At 54.2% G+C, this 17,259-nt stretch carries 16 protein-coding genes; 2 read left to right on the forward strand and 14 right to left on the reverse strand.

The features are described 5' to 3' along the window. The first annotated feature begins 72 nt into the window (after positions 1-72). Positions 73-1,158, forward strand: a complete 1,086-nt coding sequence (cobD, locus tag C2U53_RS16765; protein ID WP_099433804.1) for a threonine-phosphate decarboxylase CobD — start codon at positions 73-75, stop codon at positions 1,156-1,158. Here cobD and nadD read toward each other — a convergent pair. Genes nadD through leuS form a run of 4 tightly spaced genes read right to left on the reverse strand, consistent with a single transcriptional unit; the run spans position 1,133 to position 5,994 of the window. After that, the gene (gene nadD, locus C2U53_RS16770; protein WP_080343225.1) at positions 1,133-1,774 is read right to left on the reverse strand and encodes a nicotinate-nucleotide adenylyltransferase; all 642 of its coding nucleotides are present in this window, start codon (positions 1,772-1,774) and stop codon (positions 1,133-1,135) included. The two genes, cobD and nadD, sit on opposite strands and share 26 nt — an antisense overlap. A 1-nt stretch (position 1,775) precedes the next feature. Further along, positions 1,776-2,807 carry a DNA polymerase III subunit delta gene (holA, locus tag C2U53_RS16775; RefSeq protein WP_043001419.1) on the reverse strand — a complete coding sequence of 344 codons (1,032 nt, stop codon included), beginning with the start codon at positions 2,805-2,807 and terminating at the stop codon, positions 1,776-1,778. Then, the gene (lptE, locus tag C2U53_RS16780; protein ID WP_043001418.1) at positions 2,807-3,397 is read right to left on the reverse strand and encodes an LPS assembly lipoprotein LptE; all 591 of its coding nucleotides are present in this window, start codon (positions 3,395-3,397) and stop codon (positions 2,807-2,809) included. Before lptE ends, holA begins: the two co-directional genes overlap by 1 nt. A 14-nt stretch (positions 3,398-3,411) precedes the next feature. Continuing rightward, positions 3,412-5,994: a leucine--tRNA ligase gene (gene leuS, locus C2U53_RS16785; RefSeq protein WP_082366166.1), complete on the reverse strand. Its 2,583-nt coding sequence runs from the start codon at positions 5,992-5,994 to the stop codon at positions 3,412-3,414. Positions 5,995-6,228: 234 nt separating this feature from the next. On the opposite strand from leuS, the gene C2U53_RS16790 reads away from it, so the two are divergent. Further along, complete coding sequence (locus C2U53_RS16790) at positions 6,229-6,711, forward strand: zinc ribbon-containing protein (protein WP_043001417.1); 483 nt, start codon at positions 6,229-6,231, stop codon at positions 6,709-6,711. 90 nt (positions 6,712-6,801) lie between these two features. On the opposite strand, the gene rihA is transcribed toward C2U53_RS16790, so the two are convergent. The 10 genes from rihA to miaB all read right to left on the reverse strand — a co-directional run bounded on the left by rihA (position 6,802) and on the right by miaB (position 17,131). Beyond that, positions 6,802-7,737, reverse strand: a complete 936-nt coding sequence (gene rihA / locus C2U53_RS16795) for a pyrimidine-specific ribonucleoside hydrolase RihA (RefSeq protein WP_044256591.1) — start codon at positions 7,735-7,737, stop codon at positions 6,802-6,804. A gap of 116 nt (positions 7,738-7,853) precedes the next feature. After that, entirely contained in the window at positions 7,854-8,579 is a 726-nt protein-coding gene (gene gltL / locus C2U53_RS16800; protein WP_043001415.1) for a glutamate/aspartate ABC transporter ATP-binding protein GltL, read from the reverse strand. Then, the gene (gene gltK / locus C2U53_RS16805) at positions 8,579-9,253 is read right to left on the reverse strand and encodes a glutamate/aspartate ABC transporter permease GltK (protein WP_043001414.1); all 675 of its coding nucleotides are present in this window, start codon (positions 9,251-9,253) and stop codon (positions 8,579-8,581) included. Before gltK ends, gltL begins: the two co-directional genes overlap by 1 nt. Next, positions 9,253-9,993 (reverse strand): glutamate/aspartate ABC transporter permease GltJ, encoded by a 741-nt coding sequence (gltJ, locus tag C2U53_RS16810; RefSeq protein WP_044256590.1) that lies wholly within the window; start codon positions 9,991-9,993, stop codon positions 9,253-9,255. Before gltJ ends, gltK begins: the two co-directional genes overlap by 1 nt. 163 nt (positions 9,994-10,156) lie before the next feature. Beyond that, a complete protein-coding gene (locus C2U53_RS16815) occupies positions 10,157-11,065 on the reverse strand; it encodes an amino acid ABC transporter substrate-binding protein (protein ID WP_043001412.1) in 909 nt (302 codons plus the stop codon). 379 nt (positions 11,066-11,444) lie between these two features. Then, the gene (gene lnt, locus C2U53_RS16820; protein ID WP_043001411.1) at positions 11,445-12,983 is read right to left on the reverse strand and encodes an apolipoprotein N-acyltransferase; all 1,539 of its coding nucleotides are present in this window, start codon (positions 12,981-12,983) and stop codon (positions 11,445-11,447) included. 23 nt (positions 12,984-13,006) lie between these two features. After that, entirely contained in the window at positions 13,007-13,885 is an 879-nt protein-coding gene (corC, locus tag C2U53_RS16825; RefSeq protein WP_043001410.1) for a CNNM family magnesium/cobalt transport protein CorC, read from the reverse strand. Between the two features lie 98 nt (positions 13,886-13,983). Continuing rightward, positions 13,984-14,451, reverse strand: coding sequence for an rRNA maturation RNase YbeY (ybeY, locus tag C2U53_RS16830; protein ID WP_099433800.1), 468 nt, complete (start codon positions 14,449-14,451; stop codon positions 13,984-13,986). Then, positions 14,448-15,497, reverse strand: coding sequence for a PhoH family protein (locus C2U53_RS16835; protein ID WP_043001408.1), 1,050 nt, complete (start codon positions 15,495-15,497; stop codon positions 14,448-14,450). Before C2U53_RS16835 ends, ybeY begins: the two co-directional genes overlap by 4 nt. Before the next feature lie 209 nt (positions 15,498-15,706). After that, a complete protein-coding gene (miaB, locus tag C2U53_RS16840) occupies positions 15,707-17,131 on the reverse strand; it encodes a tRNA (N6-isopentenyl adenosine(37)-C2)-methylthiotransferase MiaB (protein ID WP_043001407.1) in 1,425 nt (474 codons plus the stop codon). Between the last annotated feature and the right edge of the window lie 128 nt (positions 17,132-17,259).

Here is a 17,259-nt window from a genome sequence, read left to right on the forward strand (position 1 = left end):
CAAAACATGATATTCGCCCTGAATGCGCGCGCTAATTTCTCTAAAATAGCCTCTTTTGCCAGGAGCGGCACGATGTCTCTATTCCAAAGCGCCCACGGCGGTAATATCCGTGAGGCGGCTGAGTTCCTCGGGATCTCGCCCGAGAAGTTGCTGGATTTTAGCGCGAATATTAATCCACTGGGTATGCCTGAAACGGTAAAACGCGCCATTGTCGACAATTTACACCTAGCCGAGCGCTATCCTGACGTCGATTACCGCCACCTGCATCAGGCACTGGCCCGACATCATCAGGTTCCTGTCGAATGGATCCTCGCCGGAAACGGTGAGACGGAGTCGATCTTCACCCTAGTAAACGGTTTGAAACCGCGGCGAGCGATGATCGTCGCGCCGGGATTTGCCGAATACCGCCGCGCGTTGCAGTGGAGCGAATGCGTCATTGATACGTTCATGCTGCGTGAAGAGGATGGCTGGCAACTGACCGGGGCGATTCTCGATGCGTTAACGGCAGAACTGGACTGTCTGTTTTTGTGCACGCCTAACAATCCCACCGGATTACTGCCGGAGCGGGCGTTACTCGAGGCGATTGCCGGGCGCTGTCAGGCGCTAAATATTGCGCTGATTCTTGATGAAGCATTTATCGATTTTATCGCAGACGAAGCGGGATTTATTCCGCTGTTAAAGGATAACCCGCATATCTGGGTTCTGCGTTCACTGACAAAATTCTATGCCATCCCGGGACTGCGGCTGGGATATCTCCTTAACAGCGATGTGCAGGCGGTCGCGGCGATGAGGGCGCGCCAGATGCCGTGGTCGATCAACGCTTTTGCTGCACTGGCAGGGGAACAGGTGCTGGAGGATACCGCGTATCAACAGGCGACATGGCAGTGGTTGCGGGAAGAGGGCGGACGTTTTTATCAGCAGCTGTGTGCGCTGTCGGGACTGACGGTCTATCCCGGTCAGGCGAATTATCTTCTGCTGCGTTGCGAAACCGATCTCCAGCGCGCTTTGCTGACGCGACATATTCTGATCCGCAGTTGCGCCAATTACCCAGGTCTTGATGGACGCTATTTCCGCGTGGCAATACGCAGTCAGGAAGAGAACAACCGCCTGCTGGCGGCGTTAACCGAAGTACTTAGCGATACAGTCCATGCTCATTGATATAGTCCAGCACCGCGTGCGGCATCAGATCATCACACGGTTCGCCGTTTTCCAGCCGCTCGCGGATGATCGTGGCGGAAATATTGAACCACGGCGTCTCGGCGAGATAAATTTTCCCTGCCGGTAGCTGGTGCAGATCGTCCGGCGTATTCGTCAGATGTTGATCCAGCCAATGCTGATGCTGTTCCTGCGCCATTTCAAGCGGATAGCCCGGACGGCGGCAGACAATCAGATGGGTATTGTCGAGAATGGTTTCGTAGTCGTGCCAGGTCGGGAAGGTCAGCAACGAGTCCTGGCCGATGATAAACGCCAGTGGGGCATCTGGACCTTGCTCTTCACGCCAGGCCTTTAGCGTTTGCGCCGTATAGGAAGGGGTGTCGTGCTTTAGTTCGCGCTCATCAAGGATAAACAACGGCTTGTCGGCAATTGCCAGTTCAAGCATAGTTTTGCGCTGTTCACTCGTCGCCTCTGGCTGCGGGCGATGAGGAGGAACATTATTAGGCATCACGATGACCCGTGATAAACCAATCAGATTGGCCAGCGTTTCCACGGGTTTGAGGTGACCATAGTGCACCGGATCAAAGGTGCCGCCAAAGAGTGCCTGTAACGATTTCATATCAGCCATCAATAAAAACTTCAGCCAGCGCTTTGTGGCAAATCAGCAGTGAGAGCCCTTCAAGCTCCGCCCAGACCGACTGGCCATAGTCCTGCTTCAGCGTGATTTCCGTACGTGTCAGTAACTGGACCGCCTGACGTAACTGCGCCGGACTCAGTCGGTTCAGCGCGTCGCCAATCATGCCCCGACGGTTTTGCCAGACGCGATGCTTATCAAAAAGCGTGCGCAGCGGGGTATGGGCCGACTGGCGTTTCAGCGTAACCAGCAGCAACAGTTCACGTTGCAGGGTTCGCAGCAAAATAACCGGTTCGCTGCCTTCCAGACGTAACTGCTGAAGAATGTGCAGTGCGCGCTTACTTTTGCCCATGATCAGCGCATCCACCCAATGGAATGGGGTGAAGTGGGCGGCATCATTAACGGCCTGCTCGACGCGAGGCAGGGTGAGCTTTCCGTCGGGCCACAGTAACGATAAACGCTCCAGTGCCTGCGCCAGCGCCAGCAGGTTACCTTCATAGCAATAGCACAACAGTTGATTTGCTGCGTCGTCCAGCTGCAGATTATTTTGTTTTGCGCGCGCCGCCACCCAGCGGGGAAGTTGCGCCTGCTCCGGCGTCTGACAACTGATCTGTACGCTTCGATCGGTCAGCGCTTTAAACCATGCGGCATTTTCCTGGGCTTTGCTGAGCTTGTTACCGCGTACGATCAGCAGCAGATCGTCATGCAGCAACTTAACCAACGTTGCCAGTTGTTCATTAATCGCGGCATTCGGACCGTTTTCGGGCAGTAGCAACAACAGCGTCTGACGGCTGGCGAACAGACTCATCGCCTGGCATTGCGAGAACAATGCGTTCCAGTCGGTATTGTTGTCGAGAGTAAACGTGTGGTGTTCGTCGAACCCCTGCGTTGCCGCAACCTGACGGATGGCATCCTGGCCTTCCTGCAACAACAATGGGTCGTTTCCAAGGAGCAGATACGCCGCGCGCAACCCTTCAGAGAGTTGCGCGCGGAGTTGTTCAGGGTACAACCGAATCATCAGTTACCCAGCGTGCTGGAGACACGCGTTGAAGAGGAAGCGGGTGCCGCTTCTTTATCGTCAACGGCAACCTCTTCTTGCGATGAGAGACGATCCGCAGCATGTACGCTTGGCAGCTTACGAATTAATTGCTCCGCCGCTCTGTCGTACATTTCTTTGATGATCATATCCTGCTCGTTATCCTTCGCCAGCGCCATCTGTGGGTTGTCGAAGAACGAACGGAATACCCGGACGCTGATAGGATAAATATCGTGACCAGGAATCAATACTGACGCATTAACCGTCATAATCATCTGATATTCCGCTGTCTGCCCATTCTGGAAGACAGATGCGGTATCTTTCGAAATGCTGACCCGACCCAGACGCAGAGACGGTACGTCTTTACGCAGCGTACTCTTATCCAGCAGCTCAACGTCGTTCAGACGCAGTTGGTTACGCACCGCACGGCTTAGCGGACCGTTCGGATCCCCCGTGTCCAGAATCATGGTTTTCATGGTGTCCGGAACCTGCGTGGTATTGCGCAGGTGCCAGCCACATCCGGCGGTGGTTAACACCGCCAGAGATAACAACAATGTTGCCAGATATCGCACGCTTCCTCCCGCGCTTAGCCAACGACCAGATTGAGGAGTTTACCCGGTACGTAAATCACTTTACGCACGGTAACGCCATCAAGATATTTAGCGACCAGATGTTCCTGGCCAGCACGTTCACGAACCTGCTCTTCTGTCGCATTCACCGGAACGGTGATTTTACCGCGCACCTTGCCGTTAACCTGAACCACGACCAGCGTGGAGTCTTCGACCATTGCGGCGTTGTCCGCAACTGGCCACGGCGCGTTGTCGATGTCGCCTTCGCCTTTCAGCGCCTGCCACAGCGTAAAGCAGACGTGTGGGGTGAACGGGTTAAGCATCCGGACTACCGCCAGCAGCGCTTCCTGCATCAGCGCGCGATCCTGCTCGTCATCCTGCGGGGCTTTCGCCAGCTTGTTCATCAGCTCCATCACGGCGGCAATCGCGGTGTTGAAGGTCTGACGGCGGCCGATATCATCGGTCACTTTGGCGATCGTTTTGTGTACATCGCGACGCAGCGCTTTCTGATCTTCTGTCAGCACGTCAACGTTCAGCGACGCAACATCGCCACGGGAAGTGTGTTCATACACCAGTTTCCAGACACGTTTCAGGAAGCGGTTAGCGCCTTCCACGCCGGACTCCTGCCATTCCAGCGTCATATCAGCCGGAGAGGCGAACATCATAAATAGACGCACGGTATCCGCGCCGTAACGCTCAACCATTACCTGCGGGTCGATACCGTTGTTTTTCGACTTGGACATTTTGCTCATGCCGGTATACACCAGCTCATGGCCCGCCGCGTCTTTCGCCTTCACGATACGGCCTTTCTCGTCGCGTTCAACGATCGCATCCACCGGAGAAACCCAGTTACGCTCGCCGTTTTCGCCCACATAGTAGAACGCATCCGCCAGTACCATCCCCTGACACAGCAACTGTTTCGCCGGTTCGTCAGAGTTCACCATGCCGGCATCGCGCATCAGTTTGTGGAAGAAGCGGAAGTAGAGCAGGTGCATGATGGCATGTTCGATACCGCCAATGTAAATATCTACCGGCAGCCAGTAGTTTGCCGCTTTGGAATCCAGCATCCCTTCCTGATACTGCGGACAGGTGTAGCGCGCATAGTACCAGGATGACTCCATAAAGGTGTCGAAAGTGTCAGTTTCGCGCAGTGCAGGCTGGCCATTAACGGTGGTTTTTGCCCATTCAGGATCGGCTTTGATCGGGCTGGTGATGCCGTCCATCACGACATCTTCCGGCAGGATCACCGGCAATTGATCTTCCGGCGTTGGCAGCACGGTGCCGTCTTCCAGCGTGACCATCGGGATCGGCGCACCCCAGTAACGCTGACGGGAAACGCCCCAGTCGCGCAGACGGTAGTTGATCTTACGCTCGCCCACGCCTTTGGCGGCCAGCTTATCGGCAATGGCGTTGAAGGCCGCGTCGAAGGCCAGACCGTCAAATTCGCCAGAGTTAAACAGAACGCCCTTATCGGTCATCGCCTGTTCGGAAAGATCCGGCTCAGAACCATCGGCTGCCAGGATAACCGGTTTAATGGTTAAGCCGTATTTGGTGGCAAATTCGTAGTCGCGCTGATCGTGACCCGGTACGGCCATGACCGCGCCAGTGCCGTATTCCATCAGCACAAAGTTAGCCGCCCAGACCGGGATTGCTTCGCCAGTCAGCGGGTGAACCGCCTTAAAGCCGGTATCGACGCCTTTTTTCTCCATGGTCGCCATGTCAGCTTCGGCCACTTTGGTGTTACGGCATTCGTCGATAAAGGCTGCCAGTTCAGGGTTGTTCTCTGCCGCTTTCTGCGCCAGCGGGTGACCAGCGGCAACCGCCAGGTAGGTGGCACCCATAAAGGTGTCCGGGCGGGTCGTGTAAACGGTCAGCGTGTTGTCATAATCGTTCACGTTGAAGGTGATTTCCACGCCTTCAGAACGACCAATCCAGTTGCGCTGCATCGTTTTCACGGTGTCAGGCCAGTGATCCAGTTTATCCAGATCGTTGAGCAGTTCATCGGCATAGGCGGTGATTTTAATAAACCACTGTGGGATCTCTTTACGCTCAACTTTGGTGTCGCAGCGCCAGCAGCAGCCGTCGATAACCTGTTCGTTCGCCAGTACGGTCTGATCGTTCGGGCACCAGTTGACCGCAGAGGTCTTTTTGTAGACCAGACCTTTTTTGTACAGTTCGGTGAAGAATTTCTGCTCCCAGCGATAGTATTCCGGGGTACAGGTCGCCAGCTCGCGGCTCCAGTCATAGCCAAAGCCCAGCATTTTGAGCTGGTTCTTCATGTAGGCGATATTATCGTAGGTCCACGGTGCTGGCGCGGTGTTGTTTTTCACCGCCGCGCCTTCTGCAGGCAGGCCGAATGCGTCCCAGCCGATAGGCTGCAGCACGTTTTTGCCCAGCATGCGCTGATAACGGGCGATCACGTCACCGATGGTGTAGTTACGTACGTGGCCCATGTGTAGTCGACCAGAAGGATAGGGAAGCATAGACAGGCAGTAATACTTCTCTTTGCTCTCGTCTTCGGTAACTTCAAATGTGCGCTTCTCATCCCAGTGAAGCTGTACTTTGGATTCTATCTCTTCCGGGCGGTATTGCTCTTGCATGGCAGCCAGTGGTCCTGTTTTCAATACAGCTACAAACGTAGCTTCGATGTGGTGTTTCAGATCCGCATAGCATAGCCCAAACGCCCGCGTCAAAACAGCCTTTCGCGCATTCAGGTTCGAATTCACGCCACGATAATCCTTGCACGAATTTACACACTCTGTGGGCAGTCTTGCAAAGCGTAACCCAAATAACGTCTATTATTATAGACAGTTAACGACCCAGGAGGCGAAACGATGAACAAGGTTGCTCAATATTACCGTGAACTGGTGGCGTCATTAAGTGAACGTCTGCGCAATGGCGAGCGTGATATCGATGCGCTGGTGGAACAGGCGCGGCAGCAGGTTTTGCAGGCCGGGGAGTTAACGCGAACCGAAGTGGACGAACTGACGCGCGCTGTCAGACGTGACCTGGAAGAGTTTGCCATCAGCTACGAAGAGAGTCTGGAAGAGGAGTCCGACAGCGTCTTTATGCGGGTAATCAAAGAGAGCCTGTGGCAGGAACTGGCGGATATCACCGACAAAACGCAGCTCGAATGGCGTGAAGTGTTTCAGGATCTAAGTCATCACGGGGTATATCACAGCGGCGAAGTGGTGGGGTTGGGCAATCTGGTCTGTGAGAAGTGTCATTTTCACTTGGCGGTGTATACGCCGGACGTGTTGCCATTGTGCCCAAAATGTGGACACGACCAGTTCCAGCGTCGTCCGTTTGAACCGTAATCTAGTCTGATGCCGAGGTTGACGCATCTTATCAGGCCTACGGTGACTCATTACGTAGGCCGAATAAGCGTCAGCACCGTCCGGCATTGGTCACGCGTAAAACTGTAGCCGTTCTGCCAGCAGGTCTACAAATCCCTGACGATCGACATCCACCATCACGGTGGCATTCGGTTTATTGCCCGTCAGGAAGTAATAGTCCACCACGGTCATCCCCTGAGTGTATTTCCCCTGAGTTTCCACCCCAACCCAGCGTTCAACGGTGGTAAACAGTTCGGGTTTCAACAGCCAGGCGATGGTGCACGGGTCGTGCAGCGGTGCGCCGATAAATCCCCATTTCTCGTCTTTATGATACTCGAGGAAGAAGTCGAGTAGTTCAGCAACGATCGTGGAAACCGGGTTACCAATGGCGCGGAAGCGTTCGGTATCTGCGACATGAATTTGTGCTTTATGCGTGACGTCCAGACCGGCCATCACCACCGGAATCCCCGACTGGAAGACGATTTCTGCGGCTTCAGGGTCGACATAGATATTGAATTCGGCGGCAGGCGTCCAGTTGCCCAACCCCATCGCGCCGCCCATGATCACGATACGGGCGATTTTGTCACGCAGTTCAGGATGGCTGTTCAGCAACAGTGCGACGTTGGTTTGCGGCCCGGTTGAGACAAGGGTGACCGGTTGTGTGCTCTCGCGCAACGTCTTTGCCATCAGCTCAACGGCGGTGCATGGCTGCGGCGCAAAGGCGGGTTCCGGTAGCGCCGGGCCATCCAGTCCGCTTTCACCGTGGACGTTATCGGCAATGATCAGTTCACGCATCAGGGGCTTGGGCGCGCCGCCCGCCACTGGAATGTCCGTGCGGTTCAGCAGCGTTAACATTCGCAATACGTTGCGTAGCGTTTTATCGGGTGTCTGGTTTCCTGCGGATGAGGTGATGGCTTTAACGTCAAGTTCCGGTGAGGCGAGGGCGAGAACCAGTGCGATCGCGTCATCATGACCCGGGTCGCAATCTATGATTATTGGCAGTGCCATTGTTGCTCCTTATGAATGCTACATTGTCGCAAGGGTAACGCTGGGGTGAAAATGATTCGAGGAGCGAGGCAAGAAAGCGTGAGATGGCGCGCACTCTGACATGCGCGCCGAAAAGATTAATGCAGGATTTTGGCGAGGAAGTCTTTTGCGCGTTCGGATTTCGGGTTAGCGAAGAACTCTTCTTTCGGTGAGTCCTCAACGATTTTCCCTTCGTCCATAAAGATCACCCGATTCGCCACTTTGCGGGCAAAGCCCATTTCATGGGTCACCACCATCATGGTCATCCCTTCGTTGGCCAGTTCAACCATAACGTCCAGTACTTCGTTGATCATCTCTGGATCAAGCGCCGAAGTGGGTTCATCGAACAGCATGGCGATAGGATCCATACACAGCGCGCGGGCAATCGCCACACGCTGCTGCTGGCCGCCGGAAAGCTGCGCTGGATATTTATTGGCATGCGCGGCAAGGCCCACGCGTTCCAGCAACTTCTGCGCTTTTTCACGCGCCGGGGCTTTATCACGCTTAAGCACTTTTACCTGCGCCAGGGTCAGGTTTTCAATAATCGACAGATGCGGGAACAGCTCAAAGTGCTGGAACACCATCCCGACGCGTGAGCGTAACTTCGCCAGATCGGTTTTTTTGTCGTTGACCATAATACCGTTCACGGTGATTTCACCTTTTTGCACCGGCTCCAGGCCGTTAACGGTTTTGATCAGCGTCGACTTTCCGGAACCTGACGGGCCGCAGACGACCACCACTTCGCCTTTTTTCACTTCCGTGGAGCAGTCGGTCAGCACCTGAAAGTGACCATACCATTTAGAAACATTTTTCAGGGTAATCATTAAACTGTCCTTTTCTTCAAATAGCTGACCAACAACGACGCGCTCAGGCTGATAACAAAGTAAACGGCACCGGCAAACAGGATCATTTCGACCTGTGTACCATCACGCTCGCCAATCGTAGACGCAGTGCGGAAGAAATCCGCGAGACTTAAGACGTACACCAGAGACGTATCCTGGAACAGGACGATACCCTGCGTCAGCAGCAGCGGCACCATTGCGCGAAACGCCTGCGGCAAAATGATGAGCTTCATTGACTGCCAGTGGGTCATCCCCAACGCCAGCGCCGCACTTGACTGTCCGCGGGAAATACTCTGGATGCCCGCACGGATAATTTCGGAGTAATAGGCGGCTTCAAACATCGAAAATGCGACCATTGCCGAAATCAGGCGAATATCGGTTTTCGGCGACAGCCCCAGTACGTCCTGTAATAGCCCCGGCACAATCAGATAGAACCACAACAGTACCATCACCAGCGGGATGGAGCGGAAGACGTTAACGTACGCTTTAGCAAACCAGGCGACAGGCGCAAAACTGGAAAGGCGCATAACGGCGAGAATAGTGCCCCAGACAATACCGATAATCACCGCGGTGACGGTAATTTTCAGCGTAATGAGCAGCCCATCCAGCAGATAGGGCAGGGAAGGGACAATTGAACTCCAGTCGAATTCGTACATTATTTGCCTCCCAGATTGCCAGGCAGGCGGATTTTACGTTCCACCAGACTCATCACCAGCATGATGAAGGCATTAATCAACACGTACGCCAGGGTAATGGCGGTAAATGACTCCCAGGCATGCGCCGAGTAATCGAGCAGCTTCCCGGCCTGCGCGGCCATATCGACCAGACCGATGGTCGAGGCGATGGCGGAGTTTTTCACCAGGTTCATCATCTCAGAGGTCATTGGCGGGACGATCACCCGATAGGCGTTAGGCAACAACACGTAGCGGTAGGCCTGCGGCAGGGTTAGTCCCATCGCCAGCGCTGCGTTTTTTTGACCGCGTGGCAGTGACTGAATGGCGGCACGAACCTGTTCGCAAACGCGCGCGGCGGTAAACAGCCCCAGACAGAGCATGGACGATACGAAGAACTGAATATTGGGATCCAGTTCTGCCTTAAACCACATGCCAAGATCTTCTGGCAGCAGTTCAGGCACCACCAGATACCAGGTGAAGAACTGGACGATCAGCGGTACGTTACGGAACAGTTCTACATACAGGGTGCCGATCCCGGAAAAGAAGCGATTCGGGACGGTGCGTAAAATGCCAAATAAAGAACCGACCAGGAAGGCAATGATCCAGGCGGTGATGGAAAGTGCGACGGTAACCTGGAAACCGCTCCAGAGCCAGCCGAGATAGGTGGTGTTGCCGAATGGGGCCTGTTGTAAAAAAATGCCCCAGTTCCAGTCTATTGACATACATCTACTCCGAAAAAATAAGGGTAGCAGCGCTACCCTCGAAGATTGTTATCCAGCGTACTTCGGTTTTCAGGCCTGATGGGGAACGACCATCAGGCATATAGTCTGTCCGTGCTGCATAGCAATCGAGAGGGCAAGGAGTTCCCGCCCCATTTCGTTCTAGTTAGTTAAGTGCTTTATCATTCGGTTCTTTGAACAGCGCTTGCATTTCGTCCGACAGTTCGAAGTTCATGTTCAGGTTTTTCGGTGGGATCGGATTTTTGAACCACTTATCAAACCATTTCGCGGCTTCGCCTGAAGTCTGCGCCTGGGCGATGGTGTCATCCATCAGCTTTTTGAACTCAGGATCGTTCTTACGCAGCATGCAGCCGTAAGCTTCCTGAGACTGTGGTTTGCCGACGATTTCCCAGTTGTCCGGTTTCTTCGCCTTCGCGCGTTCACCGGCCAGCAGGGCATCATCCATCATAAAGGCAACGGCGCGACCGCTTTCCAGGGTACGGAAAGAGTCACCGTGGTCTTTAGCGCTGATGATACGCATATCCATTTTTTGCTCGTCGTTCAGCTTGTGCAGCAGAATTTCAGAGGTGGTACCTGAGGTGACAACAACCGCTTTACCTTTCAGGTCCGGGAAGTCTTTAATGTCGCCGCCTTTTTTCGCCAGCAGACGGGTGCCGACGACAAAGATGGTGTCAGAGAAAGCGGCCTGTTTCTGGCGCTCAAGGTTGTTGGTGGTGGACCCGCACTCAAAGTCGAAAGTGCCGTTTTGCAGCAGCGGAATACGGTTCTGCGACGTAATCGGGATCAGCTTCACCTGCAGATCGGGCTTGTTCAGCTTCTTCTTCACGGCTTCAACGATGGCGTTGGAGTAATCCTGAGAATAACCCACCACTTTCTGCTGATTGTCGTAATAAGAGAACGGCACGGAGGATTCACGGTGACCGACGACGATAACGCCGTTTTTGGCGATCTTGTCCAGCGTGCTGCCTGCGGCAGGGGCCGCATCTTCCGCATGTACCAGACCGGCTGACATTCCCATTACCAGCATTGCTGCGGCTAGCTTACGTAATTGCATATCCAACTCCTTATCGTCTGCGCCGTCGACGCAGTGATACCTATTGTGAGTGTCTGTGTTGTTATCACCTGCAACTTAAGCGTGCAGTGTTTTACCTGTTTGTTAACATTTAGCCTGGCTTAATGTAAAGATATTGCTGCGTTATTGTTTATTTTTGCGAAGTGCGCCGCACCGTTTAGAGGCAAAAATCCCTCGTTGCACCGTTTCGGTGCTACTGGTGAACTGCTTTAGTGCGACGACGTTGCGCTGAACGCCAAAAACAGGTTTGCCTTTGTTAACAAAGCAATAGACGTGCCAGAATGGAAGAAGAGAATGGAGAATGGTAGGCCGGATAAGACGCGTAAGCGCGGTTATCCGGCCTGATGCAGGGAGAAATCGATTATTTACGACGTTGACGCAAACTCATTAACACGGCGGCAAAACCGAACAGCGCGGTCAGGAACCACAGCGGCCAGTTGCCAGTGCGAGCATATGGCGTTAAGCCTGTTGTTGGCGTTACATCGGCGGTTAACACCTGGCGCGTAAATTGCGGGATCATCGCCTGAATCTCGCCCTGCGGACCAATCACCGCTGTAATACCGTTGTTAGTACTGCGCAGCAGGGGGCGTGCCAGCTCCAGCGAGCGCATCCGCGCCATCTGGAAATGCTGCCAAGGACCAATCGACTTACCAAACCACGCATCGTTGGAGATGGTTAGCAGAAAGTCCGTGTCCGGGCGGAAGTTATCGCGTACCTGTTCACCCAGAATGATCTCGTAGCAAATCGCGGCGGTCAGTGCTAAACCGTGCGCATGCAGCTGCGGCTGAATGTACGGGCCACGGCTGAACGAGGACATCGGCAGGTCAAAGAACGGCGCTAAGGGGCGAAGAATGGATTCCAGCGGCACAAACTCACCAAACGGCACCAGATGGTTTTTGTTGTAGCGGTTGGTGGAGTCATAACGGTAAGGATTGTCTTTCCCCAACGTGATGATGGTGTTGTAGGTGTCGTAACGGTTTTGCTTGTTCAGTCGCGCATCGACAATACCGGTAATCAGCGAGCTGTTCTTCGAACGCAACAGGTCATCCAGCATGCCCAGAAAGCGCTGCTGGTTGATTTCCAGATCCGGAATGGCGGATTCCGGCCAGATGATCAGCTGCGATTTCCCCATTTCGGGCTGCGTCGCATCCAGATAGATCTTGAGCGTATTCATCAACTGGCCTTCGTCCCATTTCAACGACTGCGGGATATTGCCCTGAACCAGCGACACGCGGGTTGTTCTTTCCGGCTCCAGGGTGAACCACTGGATATAGCGCAGTGGGAAAGGGAGCGCGAAAAGAACGATGGCGACCACCAGCGGACGCCAGTTACGGCTGACCAGCGAGAGAACCAGCAATCCGCTGACCATCATCAACAGGAAGTTTATGGCTTCGACACCCATGACCGGTGCCAGCCCTTTCAGCGGGCCGTCGATCTGACTGTAGCCGAACTGCAGCCATGGAAATCCGGTCAGCACCCAGCCACGCAGAAATTCCGTTAGCTGCCAGACCACCGGCGCAGCAATAGCAACCCGCAGCCAGCTGGTTTTCGGCCACAGACGCGCAAGCACGCCAGCAAACAGTCCGGTATACAGCGAAAGGTATGCCGCGAGTAGCACCACAAGGAAGACGTTCACCGGGCCTGGCATCCCGCCAAACTGCGCGATGCTGACGTAAACCCAGTTGATACCTGTACCGAAGAGTCCCAGTCCCCAGAAATAGCCGATAGCAGCTGACTGACGCGGGCGACGATTCAGGGTGAGTGCCTGCAAGCCCATCAGCGACACAATCGCAGCGGGCCAGATGTCATAAGGAGAAAAAGCCAGCGTACCGCAGGTACCGAATAATAACGCCAGCAGCAGGCGAATGCGCTGGCGTTCAAGTAATGAGGCAAAAGCCATTGAGTTCTTCTTCCCGTTCGGTGTTATTCGTCCAGTTTTGGCTGGGGGGAGTCATCCGGAATTCTGACGTGAACCTGAATAATACGACGGCTGTCGGCCATGGCCACTTTGAACTGGTAACCATCGATATCAATGGTTTCACCCCGTGCGGGCAGGTGACCAAACGCCTGCATCACCAGACCCCCAATGGTATCGACTTCTTCGTCGCTAAAGCTGGTGCCGAAGGCATCATTGAAGTCTTCGATCGGCGCGAGCGCGCGAATGGTCCAGGTATGGCGACTGAGCTGACGGAAGTCGATATCATCTTCTTCGTCGTATTCATCTTCGATTTCACCGACGATCAGTTCGAGGATATCTTCAATGGTGACCAGACCAGAGACACCGCCGAATTCGTCGATGACGATAGCCATATGGTAACGCTGAGAGCGAAACTCTTTGAGCATACGGTCAACGCGTTTGCTCTCCGGGACGACAACGGCCTGGCGTAACACTTTCTCCATGCTGAAGGCTTCGGCATCGCTGCGCATAAACGGCAGCAAGTCCTTGGCCATCAGAATCCCTTCAATGTGATCTTTGTCTTCGCTGATCACCGGAAAACGCGAGTGGGCGGACTCGATGATGACATCGAGGCATTCGTCCAGCGTCTGGTTGCGTTTCAGGGTAATCATCTGGGAGCGGGGAATCATGATGTCGCGAACGCGCTGGTCCGCAATGTCCATCACCCCTTCGAGCATATCGCGCGTATCTTCATCGATAAGGTCGTTCTGCCCGGAATCACGGATCAGCGCCAGCAATTCATCACGGTTTTTCGGTTCACCGTGGAAAAGTTGGCTCAGTAACAGGGAGAAAAATCCCTTCTTGCTGTTTAACGTGTCACTACTGTGTGAATTGTCGTCGCTCATGGCGTCGTATGGGTTCTCTTGTTAGTTAATCTCTTGCTCAATGCGCGCAAACTCAGCGCATGGCATCACCAGAAACCACCGGGCATTCGCCCGGTCGCTTATTCCTTCTCGGCAATGTACGGATCCTCATAGCCCAGAGCAAGCATAATCTCTGTCTCGAGGGATTCCATCTCTTCTGCCTCGTCGTCTTCGATATGATCGTAACCCAGCAAATGCAGGCTGCCGTGGACGACCATGTGCGCCCAGTGGGCATCCAGCGGCTTACCTTGATCCCGGGCTTCCTGTTCAACTACCTGACGGCAGATGATCAAATCACCGAGCAGCGGCATTTCAATCCCTGGCGGCGCTTCAAACGGAAAAGAGAGCACGTTGGTCGGCTTATCTTTCCCACGATAGGTCAGATTGAGGTCGTGGCTTTCGGCCTCGTCCACCAGGCGAATCGTCACTTCTGATTCTTCCTGAAATTGCGGGATAACCGCATTCAACCAGGCCTGAAACTGGCTCTCTTCCGGCAAACCGTTGTTGTTCTCACACGCCAGTTGCAAATCAAGGATCACCTGACTCATTTCTGTTCCTGTTGTTCCTGAGCTTCACGCTTGCGCTCGGCAGCCAGCTCGGCTTTACGTTTTTGTTCGGCTTCTTCCCAGGCTTCATAGGCGTTAACGATACGGGCTACCACCGGGTGGCGCACGACGTCTTCGCTGTGGAAGAAGTTAAAGCTGATCTCGTCGACCTCTGCCAGCACCTCAACGGCATGGCGCAGACCCGATTTGATGTTGCGCGGCAGGTCAATCTGCGTGACGTCGCCGGTAATCACCGCCTTCGAGTTAAAGCCGATACGGGTCAGGAACATCTTCATCTGTTCGATAGTGGTGTTCTGACTTTCATCAAGAATGATAAAGGCATCGTTCAGTGTACGTCCGCGCATATAGGCCAGCGGAGCCACTTCAATCACGTTGCGCTCAATCAGCTTTTCAACTTTCTCGAAGCCGAGCATTTCGAACAGGGCGTCATACAGCGGGCGCAGATACGGGTCGACCTTCTGGCTCAAATCGCCTGGCAGGAAGCCCAGTTTTTCCCCGGCTTCAACCGCCGGACGGGTCAGTAGAATACGGCGGATCTCCTGGCGCTCAAGGGCATCCACGGCAGCGGCAACGGCGAGGTAGGTTTTCCCTGTACCGGCAGGACCGACGCCGAAGGTGATGTCATGGTCGAGAATGTTGGCGATGTACTGCGCCTGATTAGGTGTACGCGGTTTAATCACACCACGCTTGGTTTTGATATTGACCGCTTTGCCGTACTCGGGAACGCTCTCAGCGCTCTGCTCAAGCACACGCGCTTCTTTAATCGCAAGGTGGATTTGTTCCGGTTCGATATCCTGCGTCTGGCCGCGCATCGGCGCAGTATCGACATACAGGCTGCGCAGGATATCTGCCGCAGCGGTGACGCAAATCGGGCGACCGGTCAGTTTAAAATGGTTGTCACGGCGGTTAATCTCGATGCCGAGACGGCGTTCCAGCTGTTTGATGTTGTCGTCAAACGGGCCGCAAAGGCTCAGCAGGCGGGCGTTGTCTGCGGGCTCAAGGGTAATTTCGCGAGTGTCTGTGTTCAAACTGTTCCTCTTATGCATAGGGAGCCGGAAGGCGAACATTCACCGGCCTGTCAGGAAATTATTCACGCCACGGGTGAAAGGCGCAAGCACTGGAATAAAGATGGGGGCGCAGAGAGGAAATACAAGAGCCTTATCGGGCCTATGAAGCGTCGTGCTTTGTAGGCCCGATAAGCGCAGCGTTATCGGGCATTTTGATGTTTTCAGCAGAATTAAGGCTGCCAGAACCCGACGCCAATCTCGTTCTCTTTACGGGTTCGCGCAATCACCGATTCCGGGGTTTCTGCAATGCGCAGACCCATTTCGTCTTCGGTACGCACCACTTTCCCGCGCAGTGAGTTGGTCCAGACATCGGTAATTTCCACATCGACAAATTTACCAATCATCTCCGGCGTGCCTTCGAAGTTCACCACGCGGTTATTTTCGGTACGACCAGACAATTCCATGATGCTCTTACGCGACGTTCCTTCTACCAGAATACGCTGAACGGTGCCGAGCATACGACGGCTCCAGGCCATTGCCTGCTGGTTAATGCGATCCTGAAGAATATACAGACGCTGTTTCTTCTCTTCTTCCGGCACATCATCGACCATATCGGCGGCTGGCGTTCCCGGACGTGCAGAGAAGATGAAGCTGTAGCTCATGTCGAAATTAACGTCAGCAATCAGCTTCATGGTCTGCTCGAAGTCCTGGGTGGTTTCACCTGGGAAGCCGACGATGAAGTCGGAGCTTATTTGAATGTCCGGACGTGCCGCACGCAACTTGCGAATGATCGCTTTATATTCCAGCGCCGTGTGGGTACGTCCCATCAGATTCAGTACGCGATCCGAACCGCTCTGTACCGGCAGGTGCAGGAAGCTCACCAGTTCCGGCGTGTCGCGATAGACGTCGATAATGTCGTCAGTGAACTCGATCGGATGGCTGGTGGTGAAGCGGATGCGATCGATACCGTCAATGGCGGCAACCAGACGCAGCAGGTCGGCGAACGAACCGGTGGTACCGTCGTAGTTTTGTCCGCGCCAGGCGTTGACGTTCTGGCCAAGCAGATTGACTTCACGGACGCCCTGAGCCGCAAGCTGGGCGATTTCAAACAGAATGTCATCAGACGGACGGCTGACTTCCTCACCGCGGGTGTAAGGCACCACGCAGTAAGTACAATATTTGTTGCAGCCTTCCATAATAGAGACAAACGCGGTCGGACCTTCCGCACGCGGTTCTGGCAGGCGGTCAAACTTCTCGATCTCCGGGAAGCTAATATCAACAACCGGACTACGGTTGCCGCGAACGGAGTTAATCATTTCCGGCAGGCGATGCAGCGTTTGCGGCCCGAAGATAATGTCGACATAATGCGCGCGTTGGCGGATATGATCGCCTTCCTGAGACGCCACACACCCGCCGACGCCGATGATCAGATCGGGATTTTTCTCTTTCAAGAGCTTCCAGCGGCCCAACTGATGGAAGACTTTTTCCTGAGCCTTCTCGCGGATTGAGCAGGTATTCAGCAGCAGCACATCCGCTTCTTCCGCCACATCGGTCAGTTGATACCCGTGAGTGGCATCCAGCAGATCGGCCATCTTCGATGAATCGTATTCGTTCATCTGACAGCCCCAGGTTTTAATATGGAGTTTTTTGGTCATCGACTTGCTCTTGCGAAATAGTGGCTGAATTGCAGGGCGCATAGTGTAATGCTTTGCTGCCCTGGTGACCAGTATGACCGTTATCAGCCTCAAGGGGTAAAAAATCCTGTAAACTTGTCTTATTCATG

Source organism: Citrobacter sp. CFNIH10 (assembly GCF_002934585.1).
GTDB lineage: Bacteria > Pseudomonadota > Gammaproteobacteria > Enterobacterales > Enterobacteriaceae > Citrobacter_A > Citrobacter_A amalonaticus.